Here is a 20,312-nt window from a genome sequence, read left to right on the forward strand (position 1 = left end):
CCTGCTGGCGATGGCGTCAGTGAAGACGCCGCAGGGCAGGATCCCACAGTCTCCGGGTGACAGTCACGGCAGTCCTCCCACAGGTTTTGCGGGGTGCCTGGATCTTGTGGACACCGGGATACCTGTGGGAGCCAGCCTGCTGGCGATGGCGTCAGTGAAGACGCCGCAGGGCAGGATCCCACAGTCTCCGAGTGACGGTCACTGCTGCCCTCAAGCCTGCCAAACCGATGGATTCACCAGATTCGCAGGCTTCTCCCCGTTCAGCGCCGCCAGCAGGTTGTCCACCGCGCACTGCGCCATGGCCTCGCGGGTCTCGTGGGTGGCCGAGCCCATGTGCGGCGTCGCGACTACGTTGTTCAACTGCAGCAGCGGCGAATCGTGGCTCAGCGGCTCACGCTCGAACACGTCCAGCCCCGCCGCGCGGATGCGCTTGTGGCGCAGGGCGTCGATCAGCGCCGCTTCGTCCACCACCTTGCCTCGGGCGATGTTGATGAAGATGCTCTCGGGGCGCATCAGCGCGAATTGCTCGGCACCGATCAGGCCTTCGGTCTGCGCGGTGAGCGGCAGGGTCAGGCAGATGAAGTCGGCTTCCTGCAACAGCGCCTCGAGGCTGCGGTATTGCGCGTCGAAGCGCTGCTCCACCGCCGGCTTGCGCGACTGGCTGTGGTAGAGCACCGGCATGCCGAAGCCGAAATGCCCGCGTTGGGCCAGCGCCTCGCCGATCCGGCCCATGCCGATGATGCCCAGGGTCTTGCCGTGCACATCGGTGCCGAAATGCGCCGGGCCGAGGCTGCGGTGCCAGTGGCCGCCGCGCACCATGTTCGCCAGTTCCACCACGCGCCGGGCCGTGGCCAGGATCAGGGCGAAACCGGTGTCGGCGGTGGTTTCGGTGAGCACGTCCGGGGTGTTGGTCAACAGGATCCGGCGGCGGGTCAGGTAGTCGATGTCGTAGTTGTCGACGCCCACCGACACGCTCGACACCGCCTCCAGGCGCGGCGCCAGGTCGAGCAGAGCCGCGTCCAGTCTCAGGCTGGCGCCGAGCAGGCCGTGGGCGCCGGGCAGGGCGTCGCGCAGCTTCATCAGGCCATCGGCGTCGAGGCTGTCGATCAGCGTCACGTCCACCTGCTCATGCAGCCGGGCCATCAGCGGCGGCGACAGTTTCTTGTACAGCACAACCTGCTTTTTCATCGCGTTCATCTCTCTTTCGAATCAGGAATGGGCCGGCAGCGGACGTCGCGCCGCAGGCCTGGGCGTCACCCGGTCGCTGGCGCCGGGGTTGAGGAACGCCGTCAGCAGCACAGACAGCAGCAACGCGCCGCTCATCAACAGGTACGAAGCGCCGGGCGAGCCGGTGGAGCCGTTGAGGTAGCCGACCAGATAGGAGCCGCCGAACGAGCCGAGGGCGCCCATGCTGTTGATCAGCGCCATGGCGCCGCCGGCGACGTTGGCCGGCAGGATCTCCGGCACGATGGCGAAGAACGGCCCGTAAGGCGCGTACATGCAGGCCCCGGCGATCACCAGCAAGGTGTAGGACCACCAGAAATGCTCGGCGCCCAGGGCGTAGGAGCCGTAGAACGCCACCGAGGCGATCAGCAGCGGCGGCCAGACGAAACGCTTGCGCTTCTGTAGTTTGTCCGAGCCCCACGACACCAGCAGCATGCCGACCACCGCCGCCAGGTACGGCAGCGCCGACAGCCAGCCGGCCTCGACCATGTCCATCTGCGCGCCGGCCTTGAGGATCGACGGCAGCCACAGTACGAACCCGTAGACGCCGATGCTCCAGCAGAAGAACTGCAGCGCCAGGATGATCACCTTCGGCGAGCGGAAGGCTTCGGCGTAGTTTTTCACCGCTTTGATGCCGACCTGCTCGGCGGCCAGGGCGCTCTCCAGGTCGCGCTTCTCGCCGTCGCTCAGCCAGTTGGCCTGGGCCGGACGGTCATCCGCCAGCCGCCACCAAATGAACGCCCAGAGCACCGCCGGCAGGCCTTCGATGATGAACATCCAGCGCCAGCTGAAATGCTGCACCAGATAGCCCGACACCACCGACATCCACAGCATCGTCACCGGGTTGCCGAGGATCAGGAAGGTGTTGGCCCGGGAGCGTTCGGCGCGGGTGAACCAGTGGCAGAGGTACACCAGCATCGCCGGCATCACCGCCGCCTCGACCACGCCGAGCATGAAGCGGATCACGATCAGCCAGTAGGCGTTGGCGACCACCCCGGTGAGGGTGGCGAGGCCGCCCCAGAGGATCAGGCTGACGAAGATGAGTTTCTTCACGCTGTGCTTCTGCGCATAGATCGCGCCCGGCACCTGGAAGAAGAAATAGCCGAGGAAGAACAGGGCGCCGAGCAGGGACGACAGGCCCGGTGTGATCATCAGGTCCGCGGCCATGCCGGAGGCGGCGGCGAAGCCGTAGTTGGCGCGGTCCAGGTACGCCAGGCTGTAGGTGATGAACACGATGGGCATGATGTACCACCAGCGGCGGGCGGCGAGGGTTGCGGTTGTCATGGGTCTTGCTCCTGAGCTTGTTGTTTTTGTCGCAGCAGGTTCAATTTCGAGGGTGTCTGTACTGGCCTCATCGCCAGCAGGCTGGCTCCCACAGAGTCAAGTGACTTGCACCGATCCCCTGTGGGAGCCAGCCTGCTGGCGATTGGCGGCCTCAAATTCGGCGCACAGTTCGGACCGGTTCGGCAAACCCTCCATGTCGCCACGGCTCTGCACCGCACGGCTGCCGATCCAGTTGGCGCGCCTGACCGCGTCGGCGAAGCTCTGGTGCTCCAACAGGGCGCTGATCATCCCGACGGCGAACCCGTCGCCGGCACCGACCGTATCCACCACCGTGGCCACCGGCACCCCGGCCACGAAGCCTTGATCCAGGTGCGTGCGGTAATAGGCGCCTTGGGGGCCGAGCTTGATCGCCACCGCTTCGGCGCCCCGGTCGAGGTAGAACGCGGCGATGTCCGCCGGGTCGTCGAAACCGGTGAGCAGACGGCCTTCGGCCAGGCCCGGCAGCACCCAGTGGGCGAGGGCGGCGAGGCGGTTGATCTCTCTGATCATCTCCCGTTCGCTGGCCCACAGGCTCGGGCGCAGGTTGGGGTCGAACGACACGCTGCGCCCTGCCTGGCGCATGCGCGTCATCAGGTCATGGGACATGGCCCGCGCCGAGGCCGACAGCGCCGGCGGAATGCCGGTGGCGTGCAGGTGCCGGGCGTTGAGCAGATCCGCCGTGATCGCCTCGGGCGACAGATGGCTGGCCGCCGAACCCCGGCGAAAGTACTCGACCTGCGGGTCGCTGCCGTCGTCGCTGCGGGACTTGAGCTGGAAACCGGTGGGGTGCGCCGGATCCACCGCCACATGGCTGCAGTCCAGGCCTTCCCGTGCCAGGGATTCGACGACGAAGCGGCCCAGGGAGTCGGCGCCGACCCGGCTCAGCCACGCCACATTGAACCCCAGCCGGGACAGGCCGATGGCGACGTTGCTGTCGGCCCCGGCGATGCGTTTGTGGAACTGGCCCACCGACGCCAGGTCGCCGCTGTGTTCGGCGACGAACATGGCCATGGTTTCGCCGAACGAAAGGATGTCGATCTCAGGCATGGGCAGGCTCCAGGCAGGATTGGCCGAGGCGGGCGAGGGCGGCGACGTGGTCGCGGGTGAGCGGCACCAGGTCGTCGCCTTGCAGCGGGTATTCGGCGGCGCGCATGACGCCTTGATCCATGTGCCGCAGCAGTTGTTCCCAGTGATGCAGGTCGTTGGCGACGGGCGGCACGGCGACAAGCTTGCCGTCGGCGCGGCGGGCCACGGCCTTGCAGTGCACGTAGCCGACCTGCCGGCCCAGCAGGCGTGCGGCGTTGGCGGCGGACTCGCCTTGCCACTGCCAGTTGCCGATGTCGAAGGTCATGCGGATCGGCAGTCCGTGGGGCTCGACGGCGGCGAAGAAACGCTGGAACGGCTCGATGCGTCCGCCGTGCGGGGTCTGGTCGTTCTCCACCAGCAGCCGTACCGGGCTTTGGCTCAAGCAGCGGGCCAGCGCGCTGAAGTCGTGGCGGTCGGCGAAATGGCCCAGCGAGACTTTCAACCAGCGGGCGCCGAACGCTTCGGCGTTCTGCAGGGCGGTTTTCAGTTGTGGGTTTGGCAGGGCCTGGCCGGCGAGCCACAGCTCGGTCGGCGAGGAATAGATGCTTTGCAGCCGTGCCGCTGCGGTGGCCTGTGCGAGTTGTGCGGGCACTTCACGGGTCAGCAATTCCTCGCGCCATTCGATGCGGCTGGCGCCGGCGGCGGCCAGCACATCGATGAAAAAGCCTTGGCCCCGCTGGCGCACCAGGTCGGCGCCGTAGCTGGACAGGCTGATGGAAACGGCAGGTTCATTCATTGTTGTTGTCCTCTGAAACCGGTTTCATTTTTGTTCAAAAAAAAGGTTGCGGTGGCTTATGGGGCTCTGCGCGGGTCAGTCGAATCGTCGCCTGTGAGAGCAACTGTATTGGCTGTGCGCTGCGGCGCCAGGACTGCCGCCATCGCCAGCAGGCTGGCTCCCACAAGGGATCCGGGTCGCCCGCGGGATTCCGGTACACCCCAAAACCTGTGGGAGGCTGGCTCCCACAAGGGATCCCGGTCGCCCGCAGGATTCCGGCACACTCCAGAACCTGTGGGAGCTTGCCTGCAAGCGATAGGGCCCGATCAGTCACCGCAAACCCCACAGGTCGACCCGCGCTCAATCAGCGCCGGTGCGAAATCCACCACCCGCGCCGCCTCGTCATCCCCGCGCAACCGTTTGAGCAGGCATTCGAACGCCTGGGCGCCGATGTCCGCCGTCGGTTGGGCGAGGGCGGTGATGCCGCTGCCCACCAGCGGATACCAGTCCAGGTCATCCAGCGCGATCAGCCCGGCGTCCTCGAACAGCCGGCTGCCGATCTCGCGCAGGGCACGGGTGCAGGCCAACGCCGCCACGCCGTTGGCGCAGAACAGCGCCTTGGGCCCGGCACCGGGTTGGTTCAAGAAGGATTGCAGATCGGCGGCCAGGGTTTCGCCGGTTTCCAGCACCGTGCCGCTCAGGCCGCTGCGCTGGGCGATTTGCTTCTGGAAGCTTGCGACCCGTTCGATCCGCGAACTGGTGCCGTCAAAGGGTTCGGTCACCAGCAGCAGATCGCGGTAGCCACGCTGTTCCAGGTGATCAAGCGCCATCTGCACCGCGCGGGGGTTGTCCAGCCCGACCATGTCGCTGTCCAGCCCCTCGACCTTGCGGTCCACCAGCACCAGCGGCATTTCCCGCTTCAGCTCATGCAGTTCGTCCCGGTGGTGGCCGAGGGTGTTCACGATCAAGCCTTCGATGTTGTACGAGCGCAGCAGCGCCAGGTGCTGGCGTTCCTGCTCGTCGTCGCGGTCGGTGTTGCACACCACCAGGCTGTAGCCGTGACGGCGGCAGGCGGTTTCCACCCCGTGCATCACGGCGATCGAATAGGGGTTGCGGATGTCAGCCACCAGCATGCCGATCAGGCGGGTGCGCCCGCGTTTCAGGCCACGGGCCATCTGGTTGGGGCGGTAACCCAGCTCGGCGATCGCCCGTTCGATGCGCAAGGCGGTGGCCTCGGAGAGCAGGGCGCGGTCGTCGCCGATGAAGCGCGAGACGCTGGCCTTAGACACGCCGGCGTGTTCGGCGACGTCGAGCATGGTCACGCGGCTGCGCTGGGCGGCGGAGAAATCGTTCACGGTGGTTGGACCTTGTTATTGGCGTTGGGAAACAGCGCCTGTCGAACGATGCTGAAACCGGTTTCATGAGACGCCACCCGGAGGCATCCGTCAAGCCTCCGCTCACCGCCAATCCCGCAGAAAGACGACGGACGGTCGCTTGCCCTGTCAGATCTGACAGTAGTCCGATGCCCGGAACAGGCGCCTAATCAATCCAACGGTCTTACGGTCTTGTGGGAGAAGGATGATGCCGTCTGAGGAAATCTTGATGTATGCCCCGCCTCGAGTGGTCGGTGTCGCGGATGACGATCCAGACGGATACATCCCGGAGGAGTTGCTGGCGCAGGGCATCGAAGTGCTCGTGCCGATCTGGCCGAACCCTGCCGACCCTGGGCAGACAGACAAACTCATCGTCGAGATGAAGCGCAATGGGGTCGTAGTGTTCAGCCAGCGGACCGAACATCCGGGGCCGATTGCCGAAACGCAGTTCACCATTGCGATCGGGCCGGCGTACCTGGTCGATGATGGAATAGTTGAAGTGATGTATACGACGCTCAATCACTTCAACAATCCGGCGTACTCATTGCCACGGAAGTTGACGATTGACCATACGCTTATCCCCAAGGATTTGACTGAGCCGAACTTTCCGGCCGCGAACAGAAATGGTTACCTGAACTGTTCAAGCGAGCCGCCTATATGGGAAGGCGTTGAAGTGAAAGTTCCAACACTTCCGGACTTCGTTCGGGTAGGAGACGTTTGTTCGGTTGAATGGACGGGTTATCTGACGCTTAACGGAAGCGGGGCTCCCATCGCGCAAACATATAAGAAAATCGATAAGACGATTATGAATGCGCAAGAAATCGCCCAAGGTTTTTCGGTTTTGGTTGAACCCTATCGTCCTCATATAGAACCGATGCAAAAACTTGCATCGGCGCTGGCGAACTACACGCTCTACCGGGGAGGGAGGCGAATAGGCGTTTCGCTTAAAGGGTTGGTGAAGATCGATAGGGTCATTCCAGGTGAAGAACAACTGTGTGGTCCTTGAAGGTTCTGTTGGATGTGTGGGTGGTCAATGCAATTGCGCAGGTTTCTTGGGTGAGATCCGCGCGGTCAAACAATATGGAGAGAGGCTCATGAACGCAAAAGTCGGCAGTGTCAGTTTGAATCAACCCGTATCGTTACAAGGGGGATCCATCTTGTTGGATCCCGCAAACATTCCTGCGCAGACTTTGCCGGGAGGTGACCTGCGCATTCCGGTCGCTGCATTGGGCAGTGATCTGGAATACCTTATCCCTCGGCCGGTGTCAGAGCATGCAAGGGACACATTGACCGTGTTCCTGCGGGTAATGGGCGACCCTACGCAGATTCCACTTGAAACCCGCAAACCGCTGGGGCCGGTGGCGGAACGTGTGTGGCCGCTGCCGTTGACCATTCCTCTTGCGCGGCTCGTTGAGTTGACTACGCCAGAAGATCCCACCAAGTATGAGTTGGTGTATGTGATGTACGCCGCCGGCGTCAATCCGAGCCCCGAAGTTCCCTCGAACTACAATATCGACAAGACACCGCCCTACAAGGTCAAGAACCCGGCCTCCGACTTCTCTCCGGCGGCTGCCGCTTTCCCTGCGGACCTACCGCCCACAAAGGAAATCGACGAGGCATATCTCGTGGCGAATCCGGGAGGCATCGTCATTACATTGACCCGAGCCGCAAACTATGAAAGTACGGACACGGTCGATGTCTATTGGGGCGATCCGGCCGATCCCGCTTACGCCACCCCGGTTCTGACCGGCGTTGCGATCCCGGACAATCAGCAAATCACAATCCCCATTTCGGTTTTCGAAAACTCCAAGGAAGGCCTCAATACGCTGACGTTCACCACGAAGGATCTGCCCGGCAACATCAGCCGCCGGTCGAAAGCCAATCAGCGCACGGTGAGACGCTTGAAACCGCCTGTGGCAGAGCCTCCGGTTGTGCCTTTGGCGGACGGAACCGATGGCGACACGTTGATCGACATTGAGGATTGCAAAACAGGGGTGACGGTGGCAGTGCCGGTGCCTCAACCCAGTTCTCCCAACGATGTGATCGTCGTCACCTGGAAAAACATCGAACTTCCCGAGCAACGGGTCGGGACGCAAACCACCATGATCTTTCCGGTGGATTACGCGACCATCGAAACCGCCTATGGCGCCACCGATGGCCCGGTGCCGACCACTGTAAGTTACGTCATGCTGCGTGGCTCGGGTAACAAGATCGCCGAGGAAAAAGTCGATATCCAGGTAGACATCTCCTATCCCGGCCCGGTGAACCCGGAGGAGCCAGATCCAGTCAACCCGGCGCTGGAACTGCCTCGGCTCGTTTCGTCGCAAGGGGTGGACAACACCCTTGGCGACAACGACTACGGTCAGGACGCCAAAGTCTTTATCCAGTTGTACGACGCACCACCGACAGAAGTGGGCCTGAGCATTACGGTCTGGTATGACGATAATGAGCTGGCGCCCCCTTATTTCCTGTCGCCCGGAGATGAGGGCACCGAGATCGAAGCGGGTACGGTGCCATGGGATGTCATTGCCAAGAAGCCGATGGGGACGGTCAAGTTGAAATGGGTGTTGTCAGCGGTTGGCGGCAATAATCCCGTTTGGTCAAGAGAGCAGGATGTCGATGTCAATATCACCAAGATCGAGTTGCCAAAGCCGCTGGTGCAGGCACTCGAAGAGGATGCCATTGCCTGTCCGACGTTGAACTTTGTTCCGCCGGGAGACGGGACGAGTCGTCGCAACCTGAAAGTTATCATTCCGCCCAGTACTTCGATGGTGGCCGGAAGAACATTCAAGCTGAAGTGGGCAGGGTATACGGACGAAGCCGCTACTGTTCCTATCGATGGTACTGAGGTTGAAAAGGATATTGTCATTCCTGATCCGGTTCCTGCTGAAGGCATTGAGCTGGATATCGGAGACTATGAAACCCACTTCAAACCGGTGTCGGATGGGTTCGGGAAGTTAACTTATACCGTTGAAGGCATCGTTCAGGAGTCTGATCCCGCGATTCATTTTGTATTCCTTCTGGATAACAACGATGACTACTGTGAAGTTGCAAACCCAATTCCAACACCTTGACGGGTGAAGCGTGGCAGCGGCGGGCATGAGCGATCTTCATGTCCGCCTCTGCTGTTTTAGTTTTTTGCTCCAATGTCGTACTGAGGACTTTTCCCTCATATATAGAGACTATTCCTACATAAAACTGCGTAATTACTCGATAGCCTTGCGAACTTTTTTGGCCAGGCAGTGGATTCCAACACCTGCCGTGCTGTCACTCACTTTTCCAAGCAGGTGTCCAGTATGCATCTCAACTCCTTGTCGCTTTCTCTTCCTGCGCTGACGGGGCGGGCGCTGAGCCTCCCGGCGCTGATGTTTTCATCCTTCACGCTGGCTGCACCGATTGTCGGCGGCAACGTGACGCTCAACAATGGCGACCCTGTCGACAGCTGGTTCTTGAGCCAGAACGCAACCTTGACCGTCAATGGCGCCGAGACGCTGGGCATCGACGCGAACAGCTCGACGGTCAATGTCAACGCCGGCGGACGCACCGGGGCGATTTCGGCGAGCGACGGCTCGGTGGTCAATGTGAGCGGCGCCCGCGTGACCGGCACCAGCGGGCAGACGGCCCTGGAGCTGGTGTCCAGTCAGGGGCATATCGACAACAGCACGGTCAGCGGCGATTTCTTCGGCGTGTCCGCTGTCCGGTTCTCCACCACCCAGGACGGCTCCACCCTGACCATCTCCGGCAACAGCACCATCACGGGTGTGGATGCCGGGGCGTTCGCCTCCTCCTACAGCGTTATCGACCTGACTGATTCGTCCCTTGAAGGGACAGGATCCACCGGGTATGGCCTGTGGCTGCAGAGTGCCCAAGCCACGGCCAGAAACAGCACGATCACCGGCGCCAAGGACGGCGTGTTCATCGAGCTGGATCAAACCGGCGTGGCACCCGCGGCATTGAACCTGGACAACACCACCGTGCAGGGCAAGAACGGTTCGGCGATTGTGGTGGACTTTGCCGACTTCCAACGGTCGACGGCGACCGTGACGCTCAACAACTCACGGTTGCTGGCCAGCAACGGCACCTTGCTTGAAGTCAACGGTGGTGCGGACGTGTCGATGGTCGTCAACGCCAGCACCCTGAACGGCAACATCGTTACGCAAACCGGCAGCAGCACCGATCTGACCTTGCAGAACGGTTCCGTGCTGACCGGCCGGCTCGACAATGTGGCCAGCGCGACGATCAATGACACGTCCCAGTGGGTGCTGGTGGGCGACAGTCAGGTCGGCAAGCTTGCGCTCAATGGCGGTGCCGTGAAGTTCGGTGCGGACAATGCCTTTTATCAATTGAACGTGAGCGAGCTGTCCGGTAACGGTCGTTTCATCATGGGCACTGACCTGACCACCGGGCAGACCGACCTGTTGAACGTCACCGGCAGCGCCACCGGCTCCCACGAATTGCTGATCGCCAGCAGCGGCACCGAGCCTGCGGCCGGGCAACCGGTGACCGTCGTCAAGACGGCCGGTGGCGATGCGCAGTTCTCCTTGGCCGGAGGAGTGGTGGATCAAGGCGCCTATTCCTATGCGCTGGCCAAGAGCGGCAATGACTGGGTTCTTGATCCGTCGACCCGGGTCGTGAGTCCGGGCACGCGTTCGGTGCTGGCACTGTTCAATACACCGCTGCCGACGTGGTACGGCGAGCTGACGTCGCTGCGCACCCGCATGGGTGAGTTGCGCATGAACCCGGGCCGGTCCGGTGCATGGGGACGCACCTACGGCAACAAGTTCCGGATCGCGGACGGTTCGGGCACCGGGTACGATCAGACCCAGCGCGGGTTCACGCTGGGTGCCGACGCGGCGTTGGGAGAAGGGCAATGGCTGGTGGGGGTCATGGGGGGGCACAGCTCGTCCGACCTCGATCTGGACGCCGGCACGTCCGGTGAGGTCGACAGTTATTACCTCGGCGCCTATGCCACCTGGCTCGATCCGGTCGACGACTATTACGCCGATGCGGTGCTGAAGGTGAACCGGTTTCGCAACGAGGCCAAGGTTGGCCTGAGCGATGGTGGACGGGCCAAGGGCGACTACGACAATACCGGAGTCGGTGGCTCGATCGAGGTCGGGCGGCACATCAAGCTGGATGGGGGCTATTTCGTCGAACCGTACACCCAATGGTCGGCGGTGACGGTTCAAGGCAAGGATTTCTCGCTGGACAACAATTTGCAGGCCGATGGCGGCCAGGCCCGATCACTGCTGGGTGAGGTCGGGGTCACGGCCGGCCGCAACTTCAAGGTTCAGGACGATGTCGAGCTGCAGCCTTACGTGCGTGTCGCCGGGGCCTATGAGTTCGAGAAGAACAATGAGGTGACGGTCAACGACAATGTGTTCAAGAACAACCTGTCCGGATCGCGCGTAAAACTGGGGGCGGGTATCGCGGCGTCGATGACCGACAAACTGCAGGTCCATGCGGACTATGAATACAGTGACGGGAAAAACTTCAGGCAACCGGGCGGACTGAGCCTGGGGTTGCGCTACGCGTTCTGAAGGTGAGGCGGGGTTGAACAAAAAGGAGGCTCAGGCCTCCTTTTTGTTGTCTGCACAGTTGACTGTTCAGCAATGTGCCCGAGGTGAGGGGCGACGGGGAATGCGGCGGTTCCGGACATTGGGGAAGGTTGCGAAATCGACTTTGATGTTCACGATCCTGCGGGTGTCTTCATCCAGGTTTTCAAGTTCCGCACAGACAGTGCCGGAAAAAGTCGACGAATCACTATCGTAAACGACTCGGGCAATGCCCTTGGACTGCGAATAGACCACGGGTTTTGCTGGAATCGAACTATCGATGAAAAGCACCCGGACAACATGATCTTCGGGCGTCAGGCCATAATCGTCTTCGTCATAACCTTTCGAGAAAGAAACCTTCAGCTCTTTGGTTGTGTAGTCCGGCCCTGGCCTTCGCTGCGTCGCCAGCATCACATAGGCCTCGCCATGGGGTGGCGGGTAGGTGGCTTCCGACAGCTCCACCAACCCGGCCCGGAACTCTTCGGTGCCGTCGATGGTGCCCTGGCAGGTTCCCAGTAACATAGGTTGAGCGACTACTTTTGCGAATGCGTTCATCGGTACAAACTCCATTGTCATGAAAAGTAATATCTCGCCCTGCAAACAGTTGGCGGGATTGCCCTATGACACGCTTCGCCAGTCGGCTTGTAAACTGTCAGAGTTGACAGGTGTACCCAGTTGAGTGCCGCTGATGTTCGATGCTTGTCAACCGAACAGCCCCGCCGCAATGTTGATGGAAAACCCCAGGATCGCCGTATTGAACACAAACCCGATCAACGACTGCACCAGCACGATCTTGCGCAGCTCGCGGGTGGCGACGCCCACGTCGGAGGTCTGCACTGCGACGCCGATGGTGAACGAGAAGTACAGGAAGTCCCAGTAGTTGGGCGTGGTCAGGCCTTCGGCGAAGCGCAGGGCCGGTTCCTGGCCGTCCCAGGTGTAATAGAGGCGGGCGTAGTGCACGCTGAAGATCACCCCGATCAGCAGCCAGGAACCGATCACGGTCAGAGCGGTGAAGCCGTAGTGCAGCAGCTTGCGGGTGGTTTCCAGGTCCTTGCTGCCCACCAGTTCGAAGGTGATGGTGGCGAGGCTGGCCAGGGCGGCGATGCTCACCATCAGCAGGACGAGGCCGGCGTTCTCGTCTTCGATTTCCGCGATACGTTTGACGTCCGGGGCCTTGGCCCGGGCGGTGAGCCAGAGCATCAGCGCCAGGTAGGTCCAGACGCCGGCGTTCCAGCCGATCAGGATCTTGCTGACGAGGGAGGCGTTGGGCGTGAGCAGGCCGACGGCGATGCCGAACAGCGCGGCGGCGGAAAGGCGAGGGTGGGTGCGGGCGAGAAAGCGCATGGGGGCTCGTGGGTCAGGGTTTGCTGACACCATAGCTCATGTGGAGGCGCGCTGGCTCGCGACGGGGTCGGTACAGCCAATTGAGATATCGACTGACAGGGTCTCATCGCTGGCAAGTCGAATCGTCGCACCGCAGCTCCCACAGTTTTTTGGGGTGTGCAGGGATTCTGCAAACACCCGGGATCCTTTGTGGGAGCCAGCCTGCTGGCGATGCAGTGGGTCAGGCAGCAGAGATTTCGGCTGTGCCGGCCTCATCGCTTGCAGGCAAGCTCCCACAGGTTCTGTGGTGTGCAGGGATTCTGCAAACACTCGGGATCCTTTGTGGGAGCCAGCCTGCTGGCGATGGCGTCCGCGAGGACGCCCGCTCCCCAATCGATCAGTGACGGCCGGAGCGCCGCACCAGCTTCATCACCACCACAAAGAACACCGGCACGAAGACCACCGCCAATGTCGCCGTGATCATCCCGCCGATCACCCCGGTGCCGATGGCCTGCTGGCTCGCTGAGCTTGCGCCCGTGGCGATGGCCAGCGGCACCACGCCGAGGATGAACGCCAGCGACGTCATCACGATCGGCCGCAGGCGCATGCGGGCGGCCTGCAGGGTGGCGTCGAGCAGGTCGTGGCCGTCGTCGTACAGGCTCTTGGCGAACTCGATGATCAGGATCGCGTTCTTCGCCGACAGGCCGATGATGGTGATCAGGCCGACCTTGAAGAACACGTCGTTGGGCATCCCGCGCAACGTCACCGCCAGCACCGCGCCGAGCACGCCCAGCGGCACCACCAGCAGCACCGAGGTCGGGATCGACCAGCTCTCGTACAGCGCCGCCAGGCACAGGAACACGATCAGCAGCGACAGCCCGAGCAGGATCGGCGCCTGGCTGCCGGACAGCCGTTCCTGCAGCGACAGCCCCGTCCATTCCTGGCCCAGGCCCTTCGGCCCTTGCGCCACCAGCCGCTCGATCTCGGCCATGGCTTCGCCGGTGGTGTGGCCGGGCGACGGTTCGCCGGAAATGGCGATGGCCGGGTAGCCGTTGTAGCGGGTCAGCTGGGTCGGGCCTTGCGTCCACTTGGCCTGGACGAACGCCGACAGCGGCACCATTTTCCCGGCGTCGTTGCGCACGTGCATTTTCAGCAGGTCGTCGACCTGGCTGCGGCGGTCGCCTTCGGCCTGCACCACCACCCGCTGCATGCGGCCCAGGTTGGGGAAGTCGTTGACGTAGGTCGAGCCGACGGCGGTGGCCAGCACATTGCTGACGTCGGCGAACGACACGCCCAGGGCATTGGCCTGTCTGCGGTCGACCTCCAGCTGCACCTGCGGCGCTTCGGCCAGGGCGCTTTCGCGCACGTTCATCAGCACCGGGCTTTTTTCGGCGGCGGCGAGCAGTCCGGTGCGCGCCTCCATCAGCGCGGCATGGCCGAGGCCGCCGCGGTCCTGCAGGCGGAACTCGAAGCCGCTGGAGGTGCCGAGGCCGTCCACCGGCGGCGGCAGCACGGCGAAGGCCACGGCGTCCTTGATCTGGCTGAGGGCGATGTTGGCGCGGTCGGCGATCGAGCTCGCCGAGTCGTCGCCGCCGCGCGCGGACCAATCCTTGAGCGTGGTGAACGCCAGCGCCGCGTTCTGGCCGCTGCCGGAGAAGCTGAAGCCGAGAATGACCGTGCTGTCGCCCACGCCCGGTTCGGTGGCGTTGTGCGCTTCGATCTGTTCGACCACCTGCACGGTGCGGCTCTTGCCCGCGCCCGGCGGCAGCTGGATGTCGGTGATGGTGTAGCCCTGGTCTTCCGTCGGCAGGAACGAGGAGGGCAGCCGCGCGAACAGCACGCCCAGGCCGACCAGCAGCACAACGTAGATCAGCAGGTAACGCCCGGTGCGCTTGAGCGCATAGCCCACCCAACCCTGATAGCGGTCCGTCAGCCGTTCGAAACGGCGGTTGAACCAGCCGAAGAACCCGGTCTTCTCATGGTGCTCGCCCTTGGCGATCGGCTTGAGCAGGGTGGCGCACAGCGCCGGGGTCAGGGTGAGGGCGAGGAACGCCGAGAACAGGATCGAGGTGGCCATCGACAGCGAGAACTGACGGTAGATCACGCCCACCGAACCCTGCATGAACGCCATCGGAATGAACACCGCCACCAGCACCAGGGTGATGCCGATGATCGCCCCGGTGATCTGCCCCATCGCCTTGCGCGTGGCGTCCTTGGGCGACAGGCCTTCGCTGGCCATGATCCGCTCGACGTTCTCCACCACGACGATGGCGTCGTCCACCAGGATGCCGATGGCCAGCACCATGCCGAACATGGTCAGCACGTTGATCGAGTACCCCAGCGCCAGCATCGTGGCGAAGGTGCCCATCAGGGCGACCGGCACCACCAGGGTCGGGATCAGCGTGTAGCGCACGTTCTGCAGGAACAGGAACATCACCGCGAACACCAGCAGCATGGCTTCGCCGAGGGTGTAGACCACTTTGGTGATCGAGACCTTCACGAACGGCGAGGTGTCGTAGGGAATCTTGTATTCCACGCCCGCCGGGAAGTAGCGCGACAGCTCGTCCATCTTGGCCCGGATCAGGGTGGCGGTGTTCAGGGCGTTGGCCCCCGGCGACAGCTGCACGCCCACGGCGGTGGACGGCTTGCCGTTGAGGCGGGTGCCGAACTGGTATTCCTGGCTGCCGACTTCCACCCGCGCCACGTCGCCGATGCGCACGGTCGAGCCGTCGGGGTTGGCCTTGAGCACGATGTCGGCGAACTCTTCCGGCGTCGACAACTGGCCTTTGACGAGTACCGTGGCAGTGATCTCCTGGGCCTTCGGCGCAGGCAGGTCGCCGATGCTGCCGGCCGACACCTGCGCGTTCTGCGCGGCGATGGCGGCGTTGACGTCGGCCGGGGTCAGGTTGAAGCCGATCAGCTTCTGCGGGTCGATCCAGATCCGCATCGCCCGTTCGGCGCCGTACAGCTGGGCCTTGCCGACGCCGTCCAGACGCTTGATCTCGTTCATCACGTTGCGCGCCAGGTAATCGCTGAGCGCCACGTCGTCGAGCTTGCCGTCGCTGGAGGTGAGGGTGATCAGCAGCAGGAAGCCGGCCGACACCTTCTCGACCTGCAGGCCTTGCTGGTTGACTGCCTGCGGCAGGCGCGACTCCACGGCCTTGAGGCGGTTCTGCACGTCCACCTGGGCCATTTCCGGGTTGGTGCCCGGTTGGAACGTGGCCTTGATGGTGGCGCTGCCCAGGCTGCTTTGCGACTCGAAATACAGCAGATGGTCGGCGCCGTTGAGCTCTTCCTCGATCAGGCTGACCACGCTTTCGTCGACGGTCTGCGCCGAGGCGCCGGGGTACACGGCGTAGATTTCGATCTGCGGCGGCGCGACGTCCGGGTACTGGGCCACCGGCAACTGCGGGATGGCCAGCGCGCCGGCCAGCAGGATGAACAGGGCGACCACCCAGGCGAACACCGGGCGGTCGATAAAGAACTGCGGCATAAAGAGGTGTCCTGCTTACTGCCCGGAAGTCTGGGCGAGTGGAAGAGGGGTGTCGTCGATCTGCACGGTTTCGCCGGGGCGGGCGTGCTGCAAGCCTTCGACGACGATGCGGTCGCCCGGCTTGAGGCCGCCGGTGACGATCCAGCGGTCGTTCTGCACCGCGCCCAGCTGCACCGGCTGCTGGGCCACGCGCAGGTGATCGTCGAGGGTCAGCACCTGGGCGATGCCGGCGCTGTCGCGCTGCACGGCCCGTTGCGGGACGGTGAGGCCTTCGCGGATGACCGCCTGCTCCAGGCGCACGCGCACGAAGCTGCCGGGCAACAGATCCAGGTCCGGGTTGGGGAACTCGCTGCGCAGGATGATCTGGCCGGTGCCCGGATCGACGGTGATGTCGGCGAACAGCAGCTTGCCCGGCAACGGGTAGAGGCTGCCGTCGTCCTGGATCAGCGTGGCCTTGACCTGGTCCTGGCCGACCTGCTGCAACTGGCCGGAGCGGAAGGCACGGCGCAGTTCGTTGAGCTCGCGGGTCGACTGGGTGACGTCGGCGTGGATCGGGTTGAGCTGCTGGATCAGGGCCAGCGGCGTGCTTTCGTTCTGGCCGACCAGCGCGCCCTCGGTCACCAGCGCCCGGCCGATGCGTCCGGAGATCGGCGCGGTGACGGTGGCGTAGCCCAGGTTCAGCTTGGCGCGTTCGACGGCCGCCTTGTTGGCGGCGACGTCGGCGGCGGTCTGCCGCGCGTTGGCCCGGGCGTTGTCGTAGTCCTGGGCGCTGATGGCCTTGTCGCCGATCAGCTGGGCATAGCGCTGCTCCTGCAACGTAGCCTGGAAGGCATTGGCCTCGGCCTTGCGCAGCGCGGCTTCGGCGCTGTCCAGGTCGGCCTTGAACGGGGCCGGGTCGATGCGGAACAGCACATCGCCCTTTTTCACGTCGCTGCCTTCGCGGAAGGTGCGCTGCAGCACCACGCCGGCCACCCGCGCACGCACTTCGGCGATGCGCGGCGCGGCGATGCGTCCGCTCAGTTCGCTGCTGACCGACAGCGGACGGGCCTGGAGGGTCTCGATCCGCACCGTGGCCGGCGGCGCCTGCTCTTCGCTGTCCGAGGACGCACCACAGGCGCCGAGCGCCAGCGCCGTTGCGATCAGGCCGAGCCCGGCCAGCAGTTTCTTCGACATGTACCACCCCCAATGTTGATGGGCGAATCCTACGGGCAGCGACCGCCGGCAGCGGTGAAGCTTTGTAGGCGCTGTGTGAAATTGTGTAAGGGTTTTAGTCAGGGACGGGTGAGGGCGTATATCCTTTACGTCTTGAAATTTATTGCGACAAACAGGCCGCCATCGCGAGCAGGCCCGCTCCCGCAGCAAGGCACCCAACCTGTGGGAGCGGGCCAGCCCGCGATGGCGGTTGTCCGGTCGCCCCAGCACTTTCTGGAACACCCCCATGCCCAACATCCTTCTGGTCGAAGACGACACCGCCCTCGCCGAACTGATTGCCAGCTACCTGGAGCGCAACGGCTATTCCGTCAGCGTGATCGGTCGCGGCGACCATGTGCGCGAGCGGGCGCGGCTCAGCCCGCCGGACCTGGTGATCCTCGACCTGATGCTGCCGGGCCTCGACGGCCTGCAGGTGTGCCGCCTGCTGCGCGCCGACTCGGCCACGTTGCCGATCCTGATGCTCACGGCCCGCGACGACAGCCACGATCAGGTGCTGGGCCTGGAGATGGGCGCCGACGACTACGTCACCAAGCCCTGCGAGCCCCGCGTGCTGCTGGCACGGGTGCGCACCTTGCTGCGCCGCAGCAGCCTGGGCGAGCCGATGACGGTCAACGACCGCATTGTCATGGGCAACCTGTGCATCGACCTGTCGGAGCGCACCGTGACCTGGCGCGGGCAGGCGGTGGAGCTGTCCAGCGGCGAGTACAACCTGCTGGTGGTGCTGGCCCGCCACGCCGGCGAAGTGCTGAGCCGCGACCAGATCCTGCAGCGCCTGCGCGGCATCGAGTTCAACGGCACCGACCGCTCGGTGGACGTGGCCATCTCCAAGCTGCGGCGCAAGTTCGACGACCATGCCGGCGAGGCGCGCAAGATCAAGACGGTGTGGGGCAAGGGCTATCTGTTCAGCCGTTCCGAGTGGGAATGCTGAGCCGATGTTCAGAATCCTGTTCCGCCTCTATCTGGTGACGATCGTCTCGTTCAGCGCCGCGACCTACCTGATGCCGGACCTGGTGGTGATGGCCTTCCGGGACCGTTTCATCACTTACAACCTCGACTTTTCCCGGGGCCTGCAGTCGCTGATCACCAAGCAGTTCCGCGCCGCGCCGCCGGAGCAATGGCCGACGGTGGCGGCGGCGATGGACAAGGACTTCCAGCCGTTGCACATCGTCCTGGCGCGCATCGACGACGCGGATTTCACCCCGCCCGAGCGCGAGCGCCTGTTGCGCGGCGAGAACGTGGTGCGCATCGGCGACTGGGGCTGGCGCACCCTGGCGGTGACGCCGCTCAATGACGAGATGGCGGTGCGGATGGTGGTGCCGCCGGATCCGATGGACGTCAACCTGCTGTACTGGAGCATCAACGTGCTGATCGGCGCGACGATGCTGGCGTGCCTGCTGCTGTGGCTGCGTCCGCACTGGCGCGACCTGGAGCGCCTCAAGGGCACCGCCGAGCGCTTCGGCAAGGGCCATCTGAGCGAGCGCACGCAGATTGCCCAAAGCTCGAACATCGGCAGCCTGGCCCATGTGTTCGACACCATGGCCAGCGACATCGAGAACCTGCTCAACCAGCAGCGCGACCTGCTCAACGCGGTGTCCCACGAATTGCGCACGCCGCTGACCCGCCTGGACTTCGGCCTGGCGCTGGCGCTGTCCGATGACCTGCCGGCGGCCAGCCGCGAGCGTCTGCAAGGGCTGGTCGCGCATATCCGCGAACTGGATGACCTGGTGCTGGAGCTGCTGTCCTACAGCCGCCTGCAGAACCCGGGGAAACTGCCGGAACAGGTCGAGGTGTCGCTGGACGAGTTCATCGACAGCATTCTGGGCAGCGTCGATGACGAGCAGGAATCCTCGGAAGTCGTCATCGATGTGCTGCTGCACGGTCAGCTTGAGCGGTTCTCCCTGGATCCGCGGCTGACCGCCAGGGCCTTGCAGAACCTGCTGCGCAATGCCATGCGCTACTGCGAGAAGCGCATTCAGGTCGGCGTGCAGGTGTGCCCGAAGGGGTGCGAGATCTGGGTGGACGACGACGGCATCGGCATTCCGGACGACGAGCGCGAGCGGATCTTCGAGCCGTTCTACCGGCTCGACCGCAGCCGCGACCGGGCCACGGGCGGTTTCGGGCTGGGGCTGGCGATCAGCCGCCGGGCCCTGGAAGCCCAGGGCGGCACGCTGACCGTGGAGAGCTCTCCGCTGGGCGGGGCGCGGTTCCGGCTGTGGTTGCCGACCCCGGCCTGATCCTGTGGCGAGGGCACTTGCCATAGAGCCCCTGTGGCGAGGGAGCTTGCTCCCGCTGGGCTGCGCAGCAGACCCAAAAGCGGGGCCGCTCCGCGCCCCAGCGGGAGCAAGCTCCCTCGCCACAGGGGTTGCGGCTAAAGGATGTCTTTGGACTGGATCAGGCCGACGCCCGCCACCTGCATCCGCTCGACCGCTGCGGCCAGCGAGCCGTTCAGGTCGATCGCCCGGCACGCGTCCAGCACCACGAACGCATTGAACCCCGCCGCCCGCGCATCCAGCGCGGTGAACATCACGCAGAAGTCCAGGGCCAGCCCGACCACGTAAACGGTGTCGACGCCGCGCTCCTTCAGGTAACCGGCCAGGCCCGTGACCGTGGCCCGGTCCGCCTCCAGAAACGCCGAATAGCTGTCGATGTCGGGGTTGCAGCCCTTGCGGATGATCAATTGCGTGTGGGGCAGGTCCAGGCCCGGGTGAAACTCGGCCCCCGGCGAGCCCTGCACGCAATGGTCCGGCCAGAGGGTCTGCTCGCCGTACGGCAGGTGGATCACATCGTAAGGCCCGTGGCCGGGATGGCTTGAGGCAAACGAGGCGTGGCCGGCCGGGTGCCAGTCCTGGGCGGCGATGACTTGCTTGAAACGGGTGCCGAGGCGGTTGACCAGCGGGACGATCAGGTCGCCTTCGGGCACCGGCAACCGGCCACCGGGAATGAAGTCGTTCTGGACGTCGATGACCAGCAATGCAGAGCGTGGTGAGATCGGCATAAACAGTGTTCCT

15 protein-coding genes are annotated in these 20,312 nt (G+C 64.0%); 5 read left to right on the plus strand and 10 right to left on the minus strand.

The features are described 5' to 3' along the window. Window positions 1–210 precede the first annotated feature (210 nt). The 5 genes from ACIP0B_RS21725 to ACIP0B_RS21745 all read right to left on the minus strand — a co-directional run bounded on the left by ACIP0B_RS21725 (window position 211) and on the right by ACIP0B_RS21745 (window position 5,703). Window positions 211–1,188, minus strand: a complete 978-nt coding sequence (locus ACIP0B_RS21725) for an NAD(P)-dependent oxidoreductase (protein WP_400835873.1) — start codon at window positions 1,186–1,188, stop codon at window positions 211–213. Window positions 1,189–1,209: 21 nt separating this feature from the next. Continuing rightward, on the minus strand, window positions 1,210–2,508 hold the full coding sequence (locus tag ACIP0B_RS21730) for an MFS transporter (RefSeq protein ID WP_400835875.1): 1,299 nt from the start codon (window positions 2,506–2,508) through the stop codon (window positions 1,210–1,212). A 96-nt stretch (window positions 2,509–2,604) separates the two neighbouring features. Next, window positions 2,605–3,594 carry a sugar kinase gene (locus ACIP0B_RS21735; RefSeq protein ID WP_400835877.1) on the minus strand — a complete coding sequence of 330 codons (990 nt, stop codon included), beginning with the start codon at window positions 3,592–3,594 and terminating at the stop codon, window positions 2,605–2,607. Continuing rightward, window positions 3,587–4,369, minus strand: a complete 783-nt coding sequence (locus tag ACIP0B_RS21740; protein ID WP_400835879.1) for an AP endonuclease — start codon at window positions 4,367–4,369, stop codon at window positions 3,587–3,589. Before ACIP0B_RS21740 ends, ACIP0B_RS21735 begins: the two co-directional genes overlap by 8 nt. A gap of 305 nt (window positions 4,370–4,674) precedes the next feature. Continuing rightward, on the minus strand, window positions 4,675–5,703 hold the full coding sequence (locus tag ACIP0B_RS21745) for a LacI family DNA-binding transcriptional regulator (protein WP_400835881.1): 1,029 nt from the start codon (window positions 5,701–5,703) through the stop codon (window positions 4,675–4,677). A gap of 247 nt (window positions 5,704–5,950) precedes the next feature. On the opposite strand from ACIP0B_RS21745, the gene ACIP0B_RS21750 reads away from it, so the two are divergent. From ACIP0B_RS21750 to ACIP0B_RS21760, 3 genes are all read left to right on the plus strand, one after another. Then, window positions 5,951–6,727, plus strand: coding sequence for a hypothetical protein (locus tag ACIP0B_RS21750; RefSeq protein ID WP_400835883.1), 777 nt, complete (start codon window positions 5,951–5,953; stop codon window positions 6,725–6,727). Between the two features lie 88 nt (window positions 6,728–6,815). Beyond that, complete coding sequence (locus tag ACIP0B_RS21755) at window positions 6,816–8,795, plus strand: hypothetical protein (RefSeq protein ID WP_400835885.1); 1,980 nt, start codon at window positions 6,816–6,818, stop codon at window positions 8,793–8,795. A 222-nt stretch (window positions 8,796–9,017) separates the two neighbouring features. Beyond that, window positions 9,018–11,261, plus strand: coding sequence for an autotransporter outer membrane beta-barrel domain-containing protein (locus ACIP0B_RS21760; RefSeq protein WP_400835887.1), 2,244 nt, complete (start codon window positions 9,018–9,020; stop codon window positions 11,259–11,261). Between the two features lie 66 nt (window positions 11,262–11,327). On the opposite strand, the gene ACIP0B_RS21765 is transcribed toward ACIP0B_RS21760, so the two are convergent. The 4 genes from ACIP0B_RS21765 to ACIP0B_RS21780 all read right to left on the minus strand — a co-directional run bounded on the left by ACIP0B_RS21765 (window position 11,328) and on the right by ACIP0B_RS21780 (window position 17,265). Next, on the minus strand, window positions 11,328–11,831 hold the full coding sequence (locus tag ACIP0B_RS21765) for a hypothetical protein (protein WP_400835889.1): 504 nt from the start codon (window positions 11,829–11,831) through the stop codon (window positions 11,328–11,330). A gap of 147 nt (window positions 11,832–11,978) precedes the next feature. Next, a complete protein-coding gene (locus tag ACIP0B_RS21770) occupies window positions 11,979–12,620 on the minus strand; it encodes a DUF1345 domain-containing protein (RefSeq protein WP_400835891.1) in 642 nt (213 codons plus the stop codon). 376 nt (window positions 12,621–12,996) lie between these two features. Next, window positions 12,997–16,092, minus strand: coding sequence for a multidrug efflux RND transporter permease subunit (locus ACIP0B_RS21775; protein ID WP_400835893.1), 3,096 nt, complete (start codon window positions 16,090–16,092; stop codon window positions 12,997–12,999). A gap of 15 nt (window positions 16,093–16,107) precedes the next feature. Then, window positions 16,108–17,265 carry an efflux RND transporter periplasmic adaptor subunit gene (locus ACIP0B_RS21780; protein ID WP_400835895.1) on the minus strand — a complete coding sequence of 386 codons (1,158 nt, stop codon included), beginning with the start codon at window positions 17,263–17,265 and terminating at the stop codon, window positions 16,108–16,110. A 265-nt stretch (window positions 17,266–17,530) separates the two neighbouring features. On the opposite strand from ACIP0B_RS21780, the gene ACIP0B_RS21785 reads away from it, so the two are divergent. Further along, a complete protein-coding gene (locus tag ACIP0B_RS21785; protein ID WP_400835897.1) occupies window positions 17,531–18,232 on the plus strand; it encodes a response regulator in 702 nt (233 codons plus the stop codon). A 4-nt stretch (window positions 18,233–18,236) separates the two neighbouring features. Beyond that, on the plus strand, window positions 18,237–19,538 hold the full coding sequence (locus tag ACIP0B_RS21790; protein ID WP_400835899.1) for an ATP-binding protein: 1,302 nt from the start codon (window positions 18,237–18,239) through the stop codon (window positions 19,536–19,538). A gap of 134 nt (window positions 19,539–19,672) precedes the next feature. Here the strand turns inward: ACIP0B_RS21790 and pncA are convergent, their stop codons facing one another. Next, on the minus strand, window positions 19,673–20,299 hold the full coding sequence (gene pncA, locus ACIP0B_RS21795; RefSeq protein WP_400835901.1) for a bifunctional nicotinamidase/pyrazinamidase: 627 nt from the start codon (window positions 20,297–20,299) through the stop codon (window positions 19,673–19,675). Window positions 20,300–20,312: the final 13 nt, after the last annotated feature.

This window comes from Pseudomonas sp. NPDC089534 (assembly GCF_044749305.1).
Taxonomy (GTDB): Bacteria; Pseudomonadota; Gammaproteobacteria; order Pseudomonadales; family Pseudomonadaceae; genus Aquipseudomonas; species Aquipseudomonas ekonensis.

Coding starts and splice junctions, on each gene's coding strand:
- ACIP0B_RS21725 (WP_400835873.1), bottom strand. CDS start 1,188: ATGAAAAAGCAGGTTGTGCTGTACAAGAAACTGTCGCCGCCGCTGATG.
- ACIP0B_RS21730 (WP_400835875.1), bottom strand. CDS start 2,508: ATGACAACCGCAACCCTCGCCGCCCGCCGCTGGTGGTACATCATGCCC.
- ACIP0B_RS21735 (WP_400835877.1), bottom strand. CDS start 3,594: ATGCCTGAGATCGACATCCTTTCGTTCGGCGAAACCATGGCCATGTTC.
- ACIP0B_RS21740 (WP_400835879.1), bottom strand. CDS start 4,369: ATGAATGAACCTGCCGTTTCCATCAGCCTGTCCAGCTACGGCGCCGAC.
- ACIP0B_RS21750 (WP_400835883.1), top strand. CDS start 5,951: ATGTATGCCCCGCCTCGAGTGGTCGGTGTCGCGGATGACGATCCAGAC.
- ACIP0B_RS21755 (WP_400835885.1), top strand. CDS start 6,816: ATGAACGCAAAAGTCGGCAGTGTCAGTTTGAATCAACCCGTATCGTTA.
- ACIP0B_RS21760 (WP_400835887.1), top strand. CDS start 9,018: ATGCATCTCAACTCCTTGTCGCTTTCTCTTCCTGCGCTGACGGGGCGG.
- ACIP0B_RS21765 (WP_400835889.1), bottom strand. CDS start 11,831: ATGAACGCATTCGCAAAAGTAGTCGCTCAACCTATGTTACTGGGAACC.
- ACIP0B_RS21770 (WP_400835891.1), bottom strand. CDS start 12,620: ATGCGCTTTCTCGCCCGCACCCACCCTCGCCTTTCCGCCGCCGCGCTG.
- ACIP0B_RS21775 (WP_400835893.1), bottom strand. CDS start 16,092: ATGCCGCAGTTCTTTATCGACCGCCCGGTGTTCGCCTGGGTGGTCGCC.
- ACIP0B_RS21780 (WP_400835895.1), bottom strand. CDS start 17,265: ATGTCGAAGAAACTGCTGGCCGGGCTCGGCCTGATCGCAACGGCGCTG.
- ACIP0B_RS21785 (WP_400835897.1), top strand. CDS start 17,531: ATGCCCAACATCCTTCTGGTCGAAGACGACACCGCCCTCGCCGAACTG.
- ACIP0B_RS21790 (WP_400835899.1), top strand. CDS start 18,237: ATGTTCAGAATCCTGTTCCGCCTCTATCTGGTGACGATCGTCTCGTTC.
- pncA (WP_400835901.1), bottom strand. CDS start 20,299: ATGCCGATCTCACCACGCTCTGCATTGCTGGTCATCGACGTCCAGAAC.